Source organism: Streptomyces sp. NPDC045846 (assembly GCF_056431605.1).
In genome coordinates this window covers 33,561-47,051 of sequence record NZ_JBWKKJ010000016.1, presented here as the reverse complement: position 1 = coordinate 47,051, position 13,491 = coordinate 33,561, and the positions used below count along the sequence as shown (strand labels likewise).

Here is a 13,491-nt window from a genome sequence, read left to right as displayed (position 1 = left end):
GCTCCTGCGACGGCCTGGCCAAATTACCCGTCGAAGGGAGAAGAGTGTGATGAATTCCCCTTCGCCAGCACACTGGAAGGCGCAACGCTCGACGACAACTTCTCCGTCGAGGCCATCCCGGGGCCCGACAACTCGTCCGGAGGCGGTGTCATGAACGCCTTCTACAGCTACCGCAGGATCATCCCGGACGACACCGACAAAGTGAACGACCCCTTCTTCGTCGACGTCGGCTTCTGAACCCGAAATCCGCCAGGCCCCGGCGGACCGAGGAGCCGCAAACCCCAAAACTGTACAACCGTGGCGCCCGGGAAAACTCCGGGTGCCACGGCGCCCTATGGAGCCCAGGAGCCAACTGCAGTGCACCTCAGCAACCCGCCGCACCCCGAACGGATCGCCACCGCGCAAGGCGAGATCCTCGCCGAGCACAACGTGTTCCGGCTCGACGACATCGGATCGCTCCTCGCCCTCGACGAGGACCACGAACCACCCACCCCCCAAGACGAGCTGGTGACGAGAGCCTACGGCGCTGCCATCTTCCGCAGCGCCCTCTCCCACCACTACCCGCAGGTGGACCTGGAGCACTGGTCGGCACGCCCGCCAACGCCAGAAGGCAACTGGGAGGAACACGCCGAGGTCCACCTGGACATCGACGGCGGCCGACTCGGCCTGTCCTCCGGCGTCTCTCGGTTGCCCGGCCCGCACCAACTGACGGTAACCCGCGGCCCTTTCACCCTGGAGGCGTGGTGTCTCGGACGCGGAGCCGTACGCACCGCCACCACCCCAGTCCCGCACGGCGTCGAACGATGGCTGCTGAGGCTGTGGCCCACCACTGGCAGCACAGACGCCAGCCCCCCTGCCTGATACCTGCGTCGGCCGCGAGGCGGCCCAGGCCGCCACATCTGCTGCTCCCAGGAGGAGCCGAGCGGCGCGTCTGGCGCAGCTCAGGCCCACAGGCTCAACCGCGGTGCGGCCGAGGGCTCGTGGCTCACTTCATGAATGCAATCACCAGCGGGTCCGACTCTGGCGCGACGTAGTCGTATGTCGGGGAGTCGACGTGGCAATGATCGCTTGCACCCGCCTCTGAGGCGAAGCCCTCAAGGTTATCGGCGAGGAGGTCGAGAGCTTCCCGCCCTCCCTTGATCCTCAGGACCTGGGCTTCCGTGACGATCGAAACGGTGGACCGCTCCGGATCCTCCCGAACCGCGATCTGCGACAGCGACCTCTCGTAGGGGGAGGGGCGCGGGTTCTCCGAGAGACCAAAGCTTCCGGCTTTCCCCCGCAGCAGCTGCCCGAACGCCAGCAGTCCTTGACGCGTCCCGGAGAGCTCGAGCTCTTTCGTTTCCCCGCTGTACAGAACCTGCAACATCACATCCCCTCCAGCCCGCCGATCGTACCCTCCCCATGGGGGCCACGGAGCTGCACCGGCGTGACCAGGAGGACGCCGGTCATCTCCGGCCGCCCGATGGCCGGCGTCGAAGAATTCTTGGTGTGAAGTCGGGTGGGGAACTCCCTTGGTGTCGAAGGGGGTTCGGTGTCGGCGGTGGTTCGGGCGGATGGTTCGGACGGCGGCGTCGGCGGGCACCGGAGGCAGGTGGCGGCCGGGTAATTCGCTTTCGGCCGTCGGAGTGGGGTGATAGACAGCCGTTGTGCACAAGAATCTTGAATTCCCTGACCTGCTGCGACTGATCGACGAGCGGGCGACGGCCTTCCGGGCCGCGATCGCGGCCGCGCCCAGCCTGGACGTGCAGGTGCCGACCTGTCCCGAGTGGACGCTGTTCGACCTGGCGCAGCACCTGGGCTCGGGCCGCCCGTTCTGGGCCGCCGTCGTCGAGGCCGGTCCGGCCGACGCCCCGCCGGCCGAGGCCGTGGCGGCGCGCGCCGAGGCGCAGGCGCCCCGGGAGCGCGAGGCGTTGGTGGCCTGGCTGGCCTCATCGACGCAGGAGCTGCTGGACACCCTGCGGGAGGTCGGCCCGGACGCTGAGTGCTGGACGTGGTGGGGCGCCTCGCAGTCGCCGCGGACCAGCGGTGCCGTCGCCCGGCACCAGCTCCAGGAGATCGCGATGCACACCTATGACGCCCAGCTCACCGTGGGCGTCGCGCAGCCGCTGCCGGCGGAGGTGGCGCTGGACGGCGTCGAGGACTTCCTGTTCACCTGCTGCGCGTGGTCGGGCGCCTGGCCGCATGAGCCGGCCGTTGTCGACTACCACGCCACCGAGGGCCGCTCGTGGCGCTTCACGGTCGAGGCGGACGGCGCCCGCGCCGTGCGCCTCCCCGCTGCCGGCGAGGGCGAGGGCCAGGCCCCGGCCGATGCTTGCGCCCGGGGCACGGCCGGTGAGCTGGTCCTGTGGTTCTACGGACGCACCCCGCTGGACTCGGTGAAGATCGACGGTGACCGGGACATCTTCGAGCGGCTCTTCGCCTGGGACCCGAACGCGTAAGGCGTTGCCGACGACGCGGGTGCCGTTGAACGTACCGGCGCCGGACTCCCGTCGCGGTGGGCGAGGTGACGCTCGTGCGGAAGCGCCCTGGATCCGCGGGCCAGGGCTACTTGACCCGACTGGGGATCCGCAGGATGAAGCGGGCACCACCGCGTGGGCTCGGCTCGACGGTGAGGGTGCCGCCGTGGGCATGGGCGACCCAGGAGGCGATGGACAGTCCCAGGCCGGTGGATCCCGACCTGCTGTGGAACCGTTCGAAAAGTGAGTCGGCGAGGGCCGTGGGTATGCCAGGCCCGGCGTCGTCGACGGTGACCGTGCCCTCCGGCGTCACGCAGACGTCGATTTGGGAGTGTCGTCCTGGAGCGTGGCCGTAGGCGAGCGCGTTGTCGAGCAGGTTGGCCAGGGCCCGGCGCAGCAGGTCGGAGTCGCCCTCGACAATGACTGGTTCGGCCAGGACGGTGACCTGGTGCGCACCAGTTGGGGTGTCGTCAACAAGAGCCTCGACGAGTTGGTCGAGGCGCAAGGGCTCGCGGGTGATGGTGGCAACACCGGCCACCAGTCTGGCTCGGGTGAGCAGTCCGTCGATGAGGTCGCCCATCCGACTTGCCAAGTGCACCGTGCGGTCGAGTGCCTCGGTGCGCAGGGCATCGTCATGGCGGGCCGTCTCGGCGAGAGCGCGCAGCGACGCGGCGGGGGTGCGCAGGTCGTGGGCGGCATCGGCAAGGAAGGCTTCCTGCTGGTGGAGCGCGATCAGTGCGGGGCGTACCGCCCTGCCGGACAGCAGGTGGCCGGCGATGGACGACAGCGTCACCAGGGCGGCACAGCCCGCCGCCAAGAGGGTTACCAGATGGCGGTGTTCGGCCTCGCTGTCGGCGGTGTCTATGGCGGCGACGACCACACCGCCCAGGGCCTTGTCATCCGGGCCCGGGAACGGGGTGGCGAGCAGCCGTGCGTGGTCACCGTCCGGTGTCTGTGTGTCGGCCCAGGCATCCGATCCACGGCGCACCGCGGTGGCGGCGACCGCCTGGATTGCGGAGGGCGCGACAATGGTGCACGGCTGATGCGGCGGACGCGCCACGGTCAAGTGGCCGGCGGTCCCGGACAGTACGGTCAGGGCCGGGCAGTCGGTCTCCATCGCATCGAGCAGGGGCTGGAGGTTGAGACGGCCGGCGTCGTCGTAGTCGATCAGACTGACCGCGTGGTCGGTCTGCAGGCCCATCGTGGTGTCGAGCTGGCGGTGTGCGGCCGCGCTGTCGCTGTGGATGGCGAAACCTGCCAGAGCGACCAGCCCGACGGCGCTGGCCAGAGAGAACAGCGCGGTGAGCCGCCAGCGCAGGCTACGGATCCGGGCCGCGGCAGTCATCGGCCACTGTCGGCCGACGCCAGCCGGTATCCCACACCACGGATGGTATGGATCACCACCGGCTCGCCCAGTTTGCGGCGCAGTTGGGAGACAAGGACCTCGACGACATTCGAATTCGGCTCGGCCATCTCGTCCCAGCACCGCTCGATCAGCTCACCCCGCGGCACTGCCTGGTCCAGGTGGGCCGCCAGAATCTCCAGAACGGCGAACTCCTTGCGGGTCAGGACCAGAAGCACGCCATCGCGGCGGACTTGGCGCCGCGCCGTGTCGATCTCGAGGCCCGCGACCCGGTGAACGGGCGCGCGGACGATACCCGCGCGTCGGCACAGACTGCGCACCCTGGCCACCAACTCGGGTACCGCGAACGGCTTCACCAGGTAGTCGTCGCCACCACTGCTGAACCCCTCGACCCGGTCGGCGACCGTGTCACGGGCCGTGAGGAACAGCACCGGTACCGTCCGCCCGGCCCGGCGCAGCTCGTGTACGTAACCGACCGCATCGCCGCACGGCAGCATCCGGTCGAACACGACACAGTCGTACCGGGTGACGAACAGGGCCTCATCCGCAGCCGGCAGGTCTGCCACCTCGTCGACTGCCAGCCCGTCCCCCCGCAGTGCCGCAGCCACCGCGAACCGCAGATCAGCGTCGTCCTCGACCACCAGTATGCGCACGGCCGACACAATAGCCGCCCGCGCCTCATCAAAACTTCAGGCTCTTCCCAGGATCCTGCAACGGCACCAACACCGGTGCAACGGGAGGGGATTGAAAGTGCGACCTCAAGTCCAGAACATGTGCAGCTTACGCCGGGGTTCGACGCGGTGAGCAGGAGTGCCGCAGCCCGCTCGGGCCGCACGCGCAGGCTCGCCTCCTCGGTATGGGTTCCCTGGACCTGCGGCGTGCTGATGCTGCTCACCGTGGCGGGGACCGCGCTGGCCCTGGGCGGCCGGGTCAACCGGGGCGTGACCGTCCCCGCGGCCATACTGGACAACCAGCAAAACGTCACGGCCGCCGCGGCGCAGCACGTCAGGCGTGCGCTGCACGCCGGCGAACTGGACCTCGCCCAGCTCGCGGACGGGCTCACCCTGGGGTCCGACACGGCCAGGTTCGACAGCCAGGTCAAGGACTTCAAGCAGCGGTACGGGCGCTACCGCAGTGTCTACGTGCTGGACTCGGCGCGGCGCGTGCTCGCCCGCGCCGGGACCACGGCGCATCCAGACCAGGTGCCTGTCGCTCCGACCCGCGCCGGCAGCAGCGACGCGACCTCCATCGACAAGGTGCCGGTGGTGGTCCAGTACGCGCCGTTCAAGTACGGCAACAACAGCAGGGCGGTCGCCGTCGCCGAATATGACCTCGCCAAAATGCAGCACGCATTCGATGCCGTCCGACCCGCCACCGCATGGGTGGTTGATGCCCAGGGAGAGGTGCTCGCATCGACGGCGGGCTTCACCGCGTTCCAGCTCCTGGCACGTGACGAGCTGCGCCGTGCGGCGCGCATGGACAAGCCGGTCGTGTCGATGGGTGACGGCAGTTCGGATGCCCGCGACATCGTCGCAGCCGCACCGGTGCACGGTGACGCGAAACACCCCGGACCACCGTGGCGTGTGGTGACCGCGCGCAGCGTCGACACCGTTCTTTTGCCCCAGACTCAGGCGCGCGACCAAGCCATCCTGCTGGCACAGACGTTGACCGTGGTCACCCTCTGCGTGTTCGGCTGGCTGTACGTGGTGTGGCTACGGCCTCTGCGCCGCCTCGTGCGCGATGCGGAGCGCGTGGCCGACGGCGGACTTCACGACGCCATCGAGGTGCGCCGATACGACGAACTGGGCCTGGTCGCCCGCGCACTTGAGCAGATCCGCGCCGCGATAGCCGCTGATGCCTCGATAAAGGGCGGTCCCGACCGGACGCGGGTGGCTGCCGGAGCGTCCCGGAAGGTGCCGTGATGGCCCACTATCTGTACGGCGTTTTCGCGCTGGCCCTGCTGGGTCTCTTCCTGGCCGGTGTGGTGGAGCGGCGCCGTCACGAACGCAATCTGGAGCGCATTCCGGTGCGGATCCTGGTCAACGGCATCCGCGGCAAGAGCTCCATCACCCGCCTCACCGCAGGTGCTCTGCGCGGCGGGAACCTGAGGGTGGTGGCGAAGACGACAGGCACGGCGGCCCGGTTCATCCACCCGGACGCCACCGAGGAACCGGTCTACCGCAAACACGGGATCGCCAACGTCGTCGAGCAGATCGGCATCGTCCGCAGGGCAGCAGCGGCGCGCCCGGACGTCCTCGTCATGGAGTGCATGGCCGTCCAGCCGGCGCTGCAGGAGATCAACCAGAAGGTGCTGGTTCGTTCGACGATCGGGGTGCTCTGCAATGTTCGCGAGGACCACCTGGAGGAGATGGGGCCGACCCTGGACGATGTCGCGCGGTCGCTGGCACGCGCCATGCCGGACGGCGGGGTGTGTGTGACCGCCGAGCGCGACCGGCGTGCCCTGCTGCAAAGGGAAGCGTCCCGTCGCAGCTGCCAACTCCGCGTTGTCGAGCCTGAGTCCGTGTCCGACGAGGAGATGGCCGGATTCGGCTACACCACCTTCAAGGAGAACGTGGCCATAGCGCTGTCGGTCGCGGCCGAACTCGGTGTGGACCGGGCATCGGCGCTGCGCGGTATGTACGAGGCCCCGCCCGACCCCGGAGTGCTCACCGTCCAGGACTACCGGACGCAGGACGGCACCGTGAGACTGGCGAACGTCTTCGCCGCCAACGACCCCGAGTCCACGGTCATGAACGTCCGTCAACTGGTCGAGTCCGGCCAGATCGAGCCGCCCTTCATCACCCTCATCAACTGCCGCCCCGACCGGATCGACCGCAACGGCCAGATGGGGCGCATCGTGTCCGCACTCGACACCGACACCCTGGTGCTCATCGGGCACCCGACCAGATCCGCGCGGGATGCCGTGCCGGCCGACTGGCCGGGACGGATTCTGGACCTCGGCGGGCCCCAGCGGGATCCGGCCCAGATCTGGCGCGCCATCAGCGACCAGGTCAACGGCACGGCCTCGCTCGTGACGGTGGGCAATATCCATGGCCAAGGAGAACGCTTGCTGGAGCACGTCGGATCCCTCGCGATCGGGCAGGGGAGCGACCGGTGAACGCTCCGCTGTCGGCCGAGGTCGCGACCCTGGGCCTGGCCATCGGGCTGCTGTTCGGCCTTGGCTGCTATCTGGTGACCAACCTGTCCCCGGGCGGCATGATCACGCCGGCCTGGCTGGCGGTCACCCTGGTCCAGGACTGGCGCCGGATCCTGCTGATCGCCGCGGTGACCTGCCTCACCTGGGCCGCTGCCGCCGCCGCCCGGAAGGTCGTCATCCTCTACGGCAAGCGCCTGTTCGCCAGCGTCGTCCTGCTGGGGGTGTTCCTTCAGATGACGTTCTCGCTCTTCCTGCTGAAGGAGTATCCGCTGCTGTTCACTCATCAGACCCTCGGCTTCATCGTCCCCGGACTGATCGCGTACCAGTTTCTTCGGCAGCCGGTCCTGGCCACCGCCGCGGCCACCACCGCCGCCACCGCACTCACCTACACCGTCCTCGCCAGCGGACTCCTCCTCCACCTGGCGGACTCGCCATGACAGGAGACCGGCGGACGACCCCCGCGACCGCCCAAACCCTGTGGTGCAGACCGGAGTTGCTGGTCGGCATTCTGGTCCTCGCCCTGTTGCGCTGGCCTCGGTGGTGTTCGTGGTCGGCAGCGGTGGCGACACCCCGCGGTTGGAACGGCTGGCCGGAACCCTGCGCAGCGTCGTTCGCGACGACCGCGGCCGAACCTTGGCTGTGCTGACCGAGGGCGCCCGCACGGTGGTGTTCACCGGCCCGCAGCGCACGTTCACGGAACCGGACACGACCGCGGCCACCGTCACCACGAGCGCCGTCGTCCGCCTCGCGCCGCAGCCGTGGCACTGGGATGCACGGCACGAGGAGTGGTTCCAGGGCTGGCTCGCCACCGCCCTGACCACCAGGGAGCCCGACGTCCTGGACATCGCGACACAGTACGTCCGCGGCGCAGCCGACCAGCGCGACGGGAAGGGCATCCGGTTCGCGGGCCAGGCTGCCTACGGCCCGATGGGAGACGACGACGAGCGACGGGCAACCGCCGACTTCACCGACTACCTCGGCATCGGCTGGACATTTGCGAACGGGCGCCATCGCGAACCCAGGAGCGACTTCTACGGTTCGCTGGACTGCTCCGGCTTCGTCCGCACCGTCTACGGGTACCGCTCCGGCTATCCGCTGGAGTTCGGTCGGCCCACCGGCCGGGCACTGCCACGCCGGGCCGTCATGATGGCCGAGGACGGTCCCGGCGTCACCGTCGTCCCCAACACCCACCGGCAAGCCACCGACCTTGCCCGGCTTCAGCCCGGGGACCTGGCGTTCTTCAACGCCAGCCCCGAAGCCGGACGCCAGGTCGACCACGTCGGCATTTTCCTCGGCCTCGACTCCACGGGACACCACCGCTTCATCTCCAGCCGAAAGACCGCCAACGGCCCCACCATGGGCGACAAGGGTGGCGCGTCCCTGCTCGACGGCGCCGGCCTTTACGCCCGTGCCTTCCGCTCCGCAAAGCGACTGTGACCAGTGCCGAAGGCGGTGTCAGTGATCCGAGTAGGCTCTGCGATGCGGTAGGGGTCGGCCCGCGGACGGGAGAGGATGCTCAGCTGTCCCGGTGCTGCGGGCGTGCCCTGGCTAGTGGTTGGTGCCGGCGCGCTGTGTTCGCGGGAGGCTGGGTGGTTGGTAGGCGATGATCCGGCTGCCGGCGGCGACGTACACCGTGTGATTGGCGATGGAGACTCCGTTGCTGGCCAGCGCGGCCACGGCGTCGATCGCCCCGTCGATCGCCAGGGACCGGCGGAGGATCTGAAGGCCGGTCCGCGCGTCGTAGGCGTCGAGGAAGCCGGTGGAGTCGGCCGTGTACACGACTCCGTCCGCGGTGGCGGTCGGTTGGTAGTGGATGCCGTCACCGACGGGTGAAAGCCATGAGGCGGTGCTCGCGTCCGGTTGGAAGGCAACCATCAGTGTGCCGGGGGACACATCGGCATACACCTGGCGGGCCGCAGGGTCGTAGGCGGTGGAGCCGCCGTTGCACACCAGACAGCCGACGCCGAGCAGGATCCGGCGCTCGGCTTGCATCGAGTCCGCCCGGACCACGTGATAGACCCCGGATTTCTGCAGCTCGCCGATGAGCAGTGCGCCGTCCGGGCCGCGCAGCAGGTTCGGTGCGGCACCGAAGTCCAGGTCCTGCTGCAGGCAGGCCACGCTGTCGCGGGCTTCCTGGAACGGGGGGAGGAAAGGCGGGAAGGCCGGGAGCGTGGGATCCTCCGGGAGGAGCATGCAGGTGGGCCGCGCCAGATCGCGCACGATCGGGGCGTACTGGTCGATCAGCCCCTTGTAGGAGGCGACGATGGTGCCGAAGGTCGGCCTGGTCTGGGCCAGATCGATCTTGAGGATGGCGTTGGTCCGCGGATTTTCGTGCTGCTTGCTGAAGGGGTTGCCGGTCCCGACGTACGCGTATCCGGTTGCCGTGTCCACCGCGGGAGTGCTCCAGATCCCGCCGCCGGCGTCACCGGCCAACTGGTCGGCTTCCGGGATGGTGTTGTTGTGCTTGAGGAGGCGGCCGTCGGACTCGCGCAGGATGGTGAACCCGCCCTGGGCGGTGGGTACTCCTTCCGGGCCGGAGAAGCCCACGATGACGGCCCCCTGATACACGATCGGGGTGGCGTGGGTGTAGGCACCGGGCTGCGAGTCCAGCGGGGGGCTCTGCCACAGCCGGCTGCCGGTCTTTGCATCCAGCGCCAGTACGTATGGCCCCCCGGACTTGTTCACCGCCACGAACACCTGCCGCTGGTCCACGGCTGCCGTCGAGACCACGACGCCGGCTCGGGCGCCCGTCTCGTTGACGGTGAGATCGATGTGGGTGCGCCACACCAGGTGGCCGGTGTTCGCGTCCACGGCGGCGACGTCGCCGGCGGCATCCCCCATGTACACACATCCCTGTGCGACGGCCGGTGTGCCGGCGATGTCCTCATAGCCCACCACCTGTGAACGGTTGCCGGTGTCGTAGACCCAGCGTGGTGTGAGGGTGGCGGCCTTGAGCGGCGGCAGGTCGTGTTCGTCCTGCTGTGTGCGCGTGTTGGCGTAGTCCCGCCCGTACATCGGCCAGTCACCTCCGGGCGCCGCCGAGCCCGAGCATCCCGCTGTGCCCGGTGCCGCCGCCCCCAAGGGGGCCAGTGCACTGCCGAGAATCATCACCGCGACCGCGGCTACCGTCATGACCGGCCTGGCGAGTTGTCGCATGGCGGACCTCCTGACTCGAAGTGGGGCTGAGCACGATGCGGGGGCCCTCGGGCCGCGCGGCGTCGGAGACCGTGGACGTGCCGCCCGACGCCTGCTCAGTGCGGACGCCGTCCCGGCGGACGCCGTCGGCTCCGGTCGGCCTCGCATACCGGCGCACCGCGTATGCGCACGGCCGGACAGGTGCGGTGGACGCCGGCTGATGCCGTCCCGGCCGCAACTGCGACGGTGACCGTGCTCGTGGGGGTCAACGATGCCGAGTCCATTACTGGCGGCTCCCTGCCAAAGGGTCTTTCCTTGCGCCGCACGCACGAGCCGGGATGCGTACCGCAGATCGGCGCAGCAGGGCACCCAGGACCACCAGCGTCAGTCTCCTGCCGGCCGCCCATTGCACAGCAGACTCGACTGAGGACGGCGTATGTAGGGAGTCTGCGCCGAGCAGCCAGATCTGCCCATCCAGAGGAAAGGGCGCACAACAGCGCTCAACGGAGTGCACCCCGGCGCAGCGCCGCGCACCGGAGCCCGCGCGTGACAACAGTCGTGTACCGAGGGCGGCGTGCAAGAAAGAGCAGCTGCGCCAGTCGTGATCGGCATCTTGGGAGGGAGGGACGAACGGTTTTCCCGCGCAGAGCACGACGGCCGTGATCCAGCTGCGGACGGCGGCGCAGACACAGAGGCCGCCTATGACGGTGTCGCAGCCGCGGCCGTCCGCGACGACGCTGATCGAGTGGCGGACGGTGGACCCGAGGACTGGAACCCGCATCCCGCCTGAGCGGTGGGGTGGGCCCGGGGCGCATGTTCCGTCACCGGCGCGAGCCAGCCACCCGCCCCGGCGAGTGGACACCGTTCCTCGCCCCCGACGGCGCGGACCACCCGCTGCGCGCACCGCACGGCTACGTCAGCGAGTGCAACACTCTCGCCGTTGCCGCGGTCCCGGCACCTCACCGCGCGGGGAGCTCCCACGGAGCTGGGCCCGTCCCGTTGTTCCAGGCGCCCAGCGACGTACCGTCGAAGCAGAGGATGGCGCACTGTTCTGCATAGCCGAGGGCGGGGTCCGTGAACTCGCTGGTGGTGACCACCACGGCCAGTTCGGCATCGTGCACCGCGTAACAGGTGCCGCCGAAGCGCTGGAGGTCCTGGGAGCCCACCTTGTGGCCCGGCGCGTAGCACTTGCACTGGACGACGAGCCTGCGGCCGTCCGGCGTGGTGGCCAGGACATCCGCGCCGAGGTCGCCCGCGCCGCCCACCACTTGGACGTCCGAGCAGCCGTCGCGCTCGCACAGCCGCGAGATTGCGTCCTCGAAGGCGAACGGGTCGATGTCGGCGCAGTCGGCGGCCTGCGGGGCGCCGACGGTGGGCGGCAGCACGGGCGCCGGCTGCTCCGGCGCCGTGACGAGCGCCGCTCTGCGCGCCGCACGGCGCACCCGGCCGATGCGTATCGCCGCGGTGGACAGCAACAGCAGGGCGAGCAGCGCGAGGACGGCGCCCAGCGGATCCGTGCGCGGCGCGACGGCTGTCCTGAACATCAGCGCCACCCCCCAGACCACGAGAGCCACCAGACCGAACCCGAGCGAGGTGGTGCGCAGACTGAACGCGTGACGCCGACGCTGTGCGACGGCGGGGTGACGGCGGACCGGCATCGTCATGGGAGGGCTCCTTCGGACTGCGGACTCGTGGCAAGGCGGACGGACAGCGAAGCAACCTCACACCCAGCAAGATCACTTCCGTGTCCATCTGCCCGCCCGCACCCCATCCACGCAGCCCCGGACAAGGCCCCATCAACCACCGTGCTCCGTATGCCGGGTGGTGTACGGGGCGCGGCGAGTGAGTCGGGCCGGCCGCGAAGGCCAGGCCGAGCGCTCAGTGGTGAGCGGGGGTTGGTTCGCCACGCTGGAACGGGAGTTGTGGCTCGGGGCGGTGCCCCGCGGCTGGCCGAACCGAGTGGTGGACCCGGTCCCGGGTGAGCGTGCTGATCTCCGTTGCCTGGTGGCGCTCAGGCAGGAGGAGCGACGCTCAGGTGGGGTTGTGCGACGGCGCCTGGGGCCACAGTTGCAGCAAGTACTGTTCCGTTCCTTCGTGCTGGGTGAGATCGGCGTGCGGCGTTGAGGTGGCGGCGATCTGCTGCGCCTGCTGGCGTCCGCGGAAGGAGAGGCGTGCGTGGTGGTCGCCTTCCGGGACTGGGATGTCCCAGGCGCCCCTGGTGCGCTCCGAGATGACGAGTAGTCCGGTGGGGAATTCCATGCGCAGGTCGCGGTGTCCTTCCCAGGCCTCGGGCAGCGGGGGTTCCGCGTCCCACGTCTCGATGCGGAGCTTCACCTTGAACTGTGACTGGGCGGGCACCACGATCACTTCGTAGCCGTTGCTTGCAGCAACATTGAGGGACGCGGGGGTGATCAGATCGTTGTCACGCACGTCGAAATCCGCGTCGTACAGGTCGAATCCGCCGTAGTCCGGCATCACAAGGGTTTCGTACGAGGCCAGCTGTTGCGTCAACTCTCACTCTCCAGCTCCGGGACTGTGGCCATTGTGTGTGCCGTTGCCGAGGATCAGCTCTGGGCTTTGATGGAGTTCCGTCGCTTCGAACGAGGCTTTCACCCGCTGGAGCAATCCCTTCACCGACCCAAGGCTCTGCGTGGCCATCATTGACCGATTCACCTTCGGCAGCTTGCTGTCCTGGCCCTGGACGTGCCCATCGAACGCGTAGTCCCGGCCGCCGCTTCGAGGGCGGCCCTTCCTGGAGACGGGGCGGATCGCGAGCGGCGGCCGGGACGCAGAACCGGGGCGTGCAAGCCCGGCCCAACAGCCCCACTACTTCAACCGTCACGCACGCCGGCCACCCGCAGCGGGTGCGCCGAGCCGCCCCGGCCACCGCCGCCCACAAAACCCGTCTCCTTCGCGGACCACACCTCGCAGACCACGGTTGTGCCCAAGGGCGGCTTCGCGGCATGTGCCGAGACCACGAACAGCACCGGCGACCACGCCCCCTGATCGCCGCCGGCGCGCGCGTCGGCACACTCGGCGCAGCCGGCTTCGTCGCCCTGCTCCGCCACACCGCCTGCCGCGACCGACCCCGGCCTTTGGGCCAGTGCTTTGGGGATTTGGCCGTCGACGATCTTCGGCGTGACTGATTCCCGGCTCGGGCGTACTCGACATGCCGGAGATATCCTGCTGAGAACAGAAGATGAACTTGGTGGCGACACGAGAACATAATTCCGGTTACTGCCATTTGGCGAGTTTCAGCCCTATCGTGTCCCTCGGTTGCGTGGTCACACTTGAGCATGCATGCCACCAGAAGCCTGACCCCTACGTCAGCGCGTGGACCGGCTGGTGGTACACGGCGCACCGCAGGTGCGACAGCGACG

Annotated in this window: 13 protein-coding genes and 2 pseudogenes; 8 read left to right on the top strand and 7 right to left on the bottom strand. The window is 69.3% G+C overall.

The genetic code is table 11. The features are described 5' to 3' along the window. Nucleotides 1-3: 3 nt before the first annotated feature. A pseudogene (locus AC07F3_RS34670) lies at nucleotides 4-237 on the top strand (NucA/NucB deoxyribonuclease domain-containing protein); the annotation flags it as partial. Between the two features lie 120 nt (nucleotides 238-357). Next, nucleotides 358-861 (top strand): hypothetical protein, encoded by a 504-nt coding sequence (locus tag AC07F3_RS34665; protein WP_479118590.1) that lies wholly within the window; start codon nucleotides 358-360, stop codon nucleotides 859-861. Nucleotides 862-985: 124 nt separating this feature from the next. Here the strand turns inward: AC07F3_RS34665 and AC07F3_RS34660 are convergent, their stop codons facing one another. Beyond that, nucleotides 986-1,366: an Imm32 family immunity protein gene (locus AC07F3_RS34660; protein WP_479118588.1), complete on the bottom strand. Its 381-nt coding sequence runs from the start codon at nucleotides 1,364-1,366 to the stop codon at nucleotides 986-988. 280 nt (nucleotides 1,367-1,646) lie between these two features. Between AC07F3_RS34660 and AC07F3_RS34655 the strand changes: the two genes are divergently transcribed. After that, nucleotides 1,647-2,438 carry a maleylpyruvate isomerase family mycothiol-dependent enzyme gene (locus AC07F3_RS34655; protein ID WP_479118587.1) on the top strand — a complete coding sequence of 264 codons (792 nt, stop codon included), beginning with the start codon at nucleotides 1,647-1,649 and terminating at the stop codon, nucleotides 2,436-2,438. A gap of 106 nt (nucleotides 2,439-2,544) precedes the next feature. Here the strand turns inward: AC07F3_RS34655 and AC07F3_RS34650 are convergent, their stop codons facing one another. Then, nucleotides 2,545-3,801 carry a sensor histidine kinase gene (locus tag AC07F3_RS34650; RefSeq protein ID WP_479118585.1) on the bottom strand — a complete coding sequence of 419 codons (1,257 nt, stop codon included), beginning with the start codon at nucleotides 3,799-3,801 and terminating at the stop codon, nucleotides 2,545-2,547. Beyond that, nucleotides 3,798-4,466, bottom strand: coding sequence for a response regulator transcription factor (locus AC07F3_RS34645; RefSeq protein ID WP_479118723.1), 669 nt, complete (start codon nucleotides 4,464-4,466; stop codon nucleotides 3,798-3,800). Before AC07F3_RS34645 ends, AC07F3_RS34650 begins: the two co-directional genes overlap by 4 nt. 237 nt (nucleotides 4,467-4,703) lie before the next feature. Here AC07F3_RS34645 and AC07F3_RS34640 point away from each other — a divergent pair, with 237 nt between their 5' ends. The 4 genes from AC07F3_RS34640 (at nucleotide 4,704) to AC07F3_RS34625 (ending at nucleotide 8,413) form a co-directional block, all read left to right on the top strand. Beyond that, nucleotides 4,704-5,741 carry a HAMP domain-containing protein gene (locus tag AC07F3_RS34640; RefSeq protein WP_479118722.1) on the top strand — a complete coding sequence of 346 codons (1,038 nt, stop codon included), beginning with the start codon at nucleotides 4,704-4,706 and terminating at the stop codon, nucleotides 5,739-5,741. Beyond that, a complete protein-coding gene (gene pgsB / locus AC07F3_RS34635; RefSeq protein ID WP_479118583.1) occupies nucleotides 5,741-6,937 on the top strand; it encodes a poly-gamma-glutamate synthase PgsB in 1,197 nt (398 codons plus the stop codon). The genes AC07F3_RS34640 and pgsB overlap by 1 nt, the downstream gene beginning before the upstream one ends. Then, nucleotides 6,934-7,413 (top strand): poly-gamma-glutamate biosynthesis protein PgsC/CapC, encoded by a 480-nt coding sequence (locus AC07F3_RS34630; protein ID WP_479118581.1) that lies wholly within the window; start codon nucleotides 6,934-6,936, stop codon nucleotides 7,411-7,413. Before pgsB ends, AC07F3_RS34630 begins: the two co-directional genes overlap by 4 nt. Nucleotides 7,414-7,513: 100 nt before the next feature. Next, nucleotides 7,514-8,413, top strand: a complete 900-nt coding sequence (locus AC07F3_RS34625) for an NlpC/P60 family protein (protein WP_479118580.1) — start codon at nucleotides 7,514-7,516, stop codon at nucleotides 8,411-8,413. A gap of 111 nt (nucleotides 8,414-8,524) precedes the next feature. On the opposite strand, the gene AC07F3_RS34620 is transcribed toward AC07F3_RS34625, so the two are convergent. The 3 genes from AC07F3_RS34620 to AC07F3_RS34610 form a co-directional block, all read right to left on the bottom strand. Then, a complete protein-coding gene (locus AC07F3_RS34620) occupies nucleotides 8,525-10,132 on the bottom strand; it encodes an outer membrane protein assembly factor BamB family protein (RefSeq protein ID WP_479118579.1) in 1,608 nt (535 codons plus the stop codon). 938 nt (nucleotides 10,133-11,070) lie between these two features. After that, nucleotides 11,071-11,775 carry a restriction endonuclease gene (locus AC07F3_RS34615; RefSeq protein ID WP_479118577.1) on the bottom strand — a complete coding sequence of 235 codons (705 nt, stop codon included), beginning with the start codon at nucleotides 11,773-11,775 and terminating at the stop codon, nucleotides 11,071-11,073. Nucleotides 11,776-12,142: 367 nt separating this feature from the next. Next, entirely contained in the window at nucleotides 12,143-12,622 is a 480-nt protein-coding gene (locus AC07F3_RS34610; protein WP_479118576.1) for a hypothetical protein, read from the bottom strand. Nucleotides 12,623-12,698: 76 nt separating this feature from the next. Here AC07F3_RS34610 and AC07F3_RS34605 point away from each other — a divergent pair. Next, nucleotides 12,699-12,791 (top strand): annotated as a pseudogene (locus AC07F3_RS34605) (IS21-like element helper ATPase IstB); the annotation flags it as partial. A 151-nt stretch (nucleotides 12,792-12,942) separates the two neighbouring features. Here AC07F3_RS34605 and AC07F3_RS34600 read toward each other — a convergent pair. After that, complete coding sequence (locus tag AC07F3_RS34600; RefSeq protein WP_479118574.1) at nucleotides 12,943-13,179, bottom strand: hypothetical protein; 237 nt, start codon at nucleotides 13,177-13,179, stop codon at nucleotides 12,943-12,945. Between the last annotated feature and the right edge of the window lie 312 nt (nucleotides 13,180-13,491).

What these genes read in the sequence shown, in the direction of transcription:
- AC07F3_RS34615 (WP_479118577.1), bottom strand. Translation starts at nt 11,775, where the DNA reads ATGACGATGCCGGTCCGCCGTCACCCCGCCGTCGCACAGCGTCGGCGT.
- AC07F3_RS34660 (WP_479118588.1), bottom strand. Translation starts at nt 1,366, where the DNA reads ATGTTGCAGGTTCTGTACAGCGGGGAAACGAAAGAGCTCGAGCTCTCC.
- pgsB (WP_479118583.1), top strand. Translation starts at nt 5,741, where the DNA reads ATGGCCCACTATCTGTACGGCGTTTTCGCGCTGGCCCTGCTGGGTCTC.
- AC07F3_RS34640 (WP_479118722.1), top strand. Translation starts at nt 4,704, where the DNA reads ATGCTGCTCACCGTGGCGGGGACCGCGCTGGCCCTGGGCGGCCGGGTC.
- AC07F3_RS34650 (WP_479118585.1), bottom strand. Translation starts at nt 3,801, where the DNA reads ATGACTGCCGCGGCCCGGATCCGTAGCCTGCGCTGGCGGCTCACCGCG.
- AC07F3_RS34620 (WP_479118579.1), bottom strand. Translation starts at nt 10,132, where the DNA reads ATGCGACAACTCGCCAGGCCGGTCATGACGGTAGCCGCGGTCGCGGTG.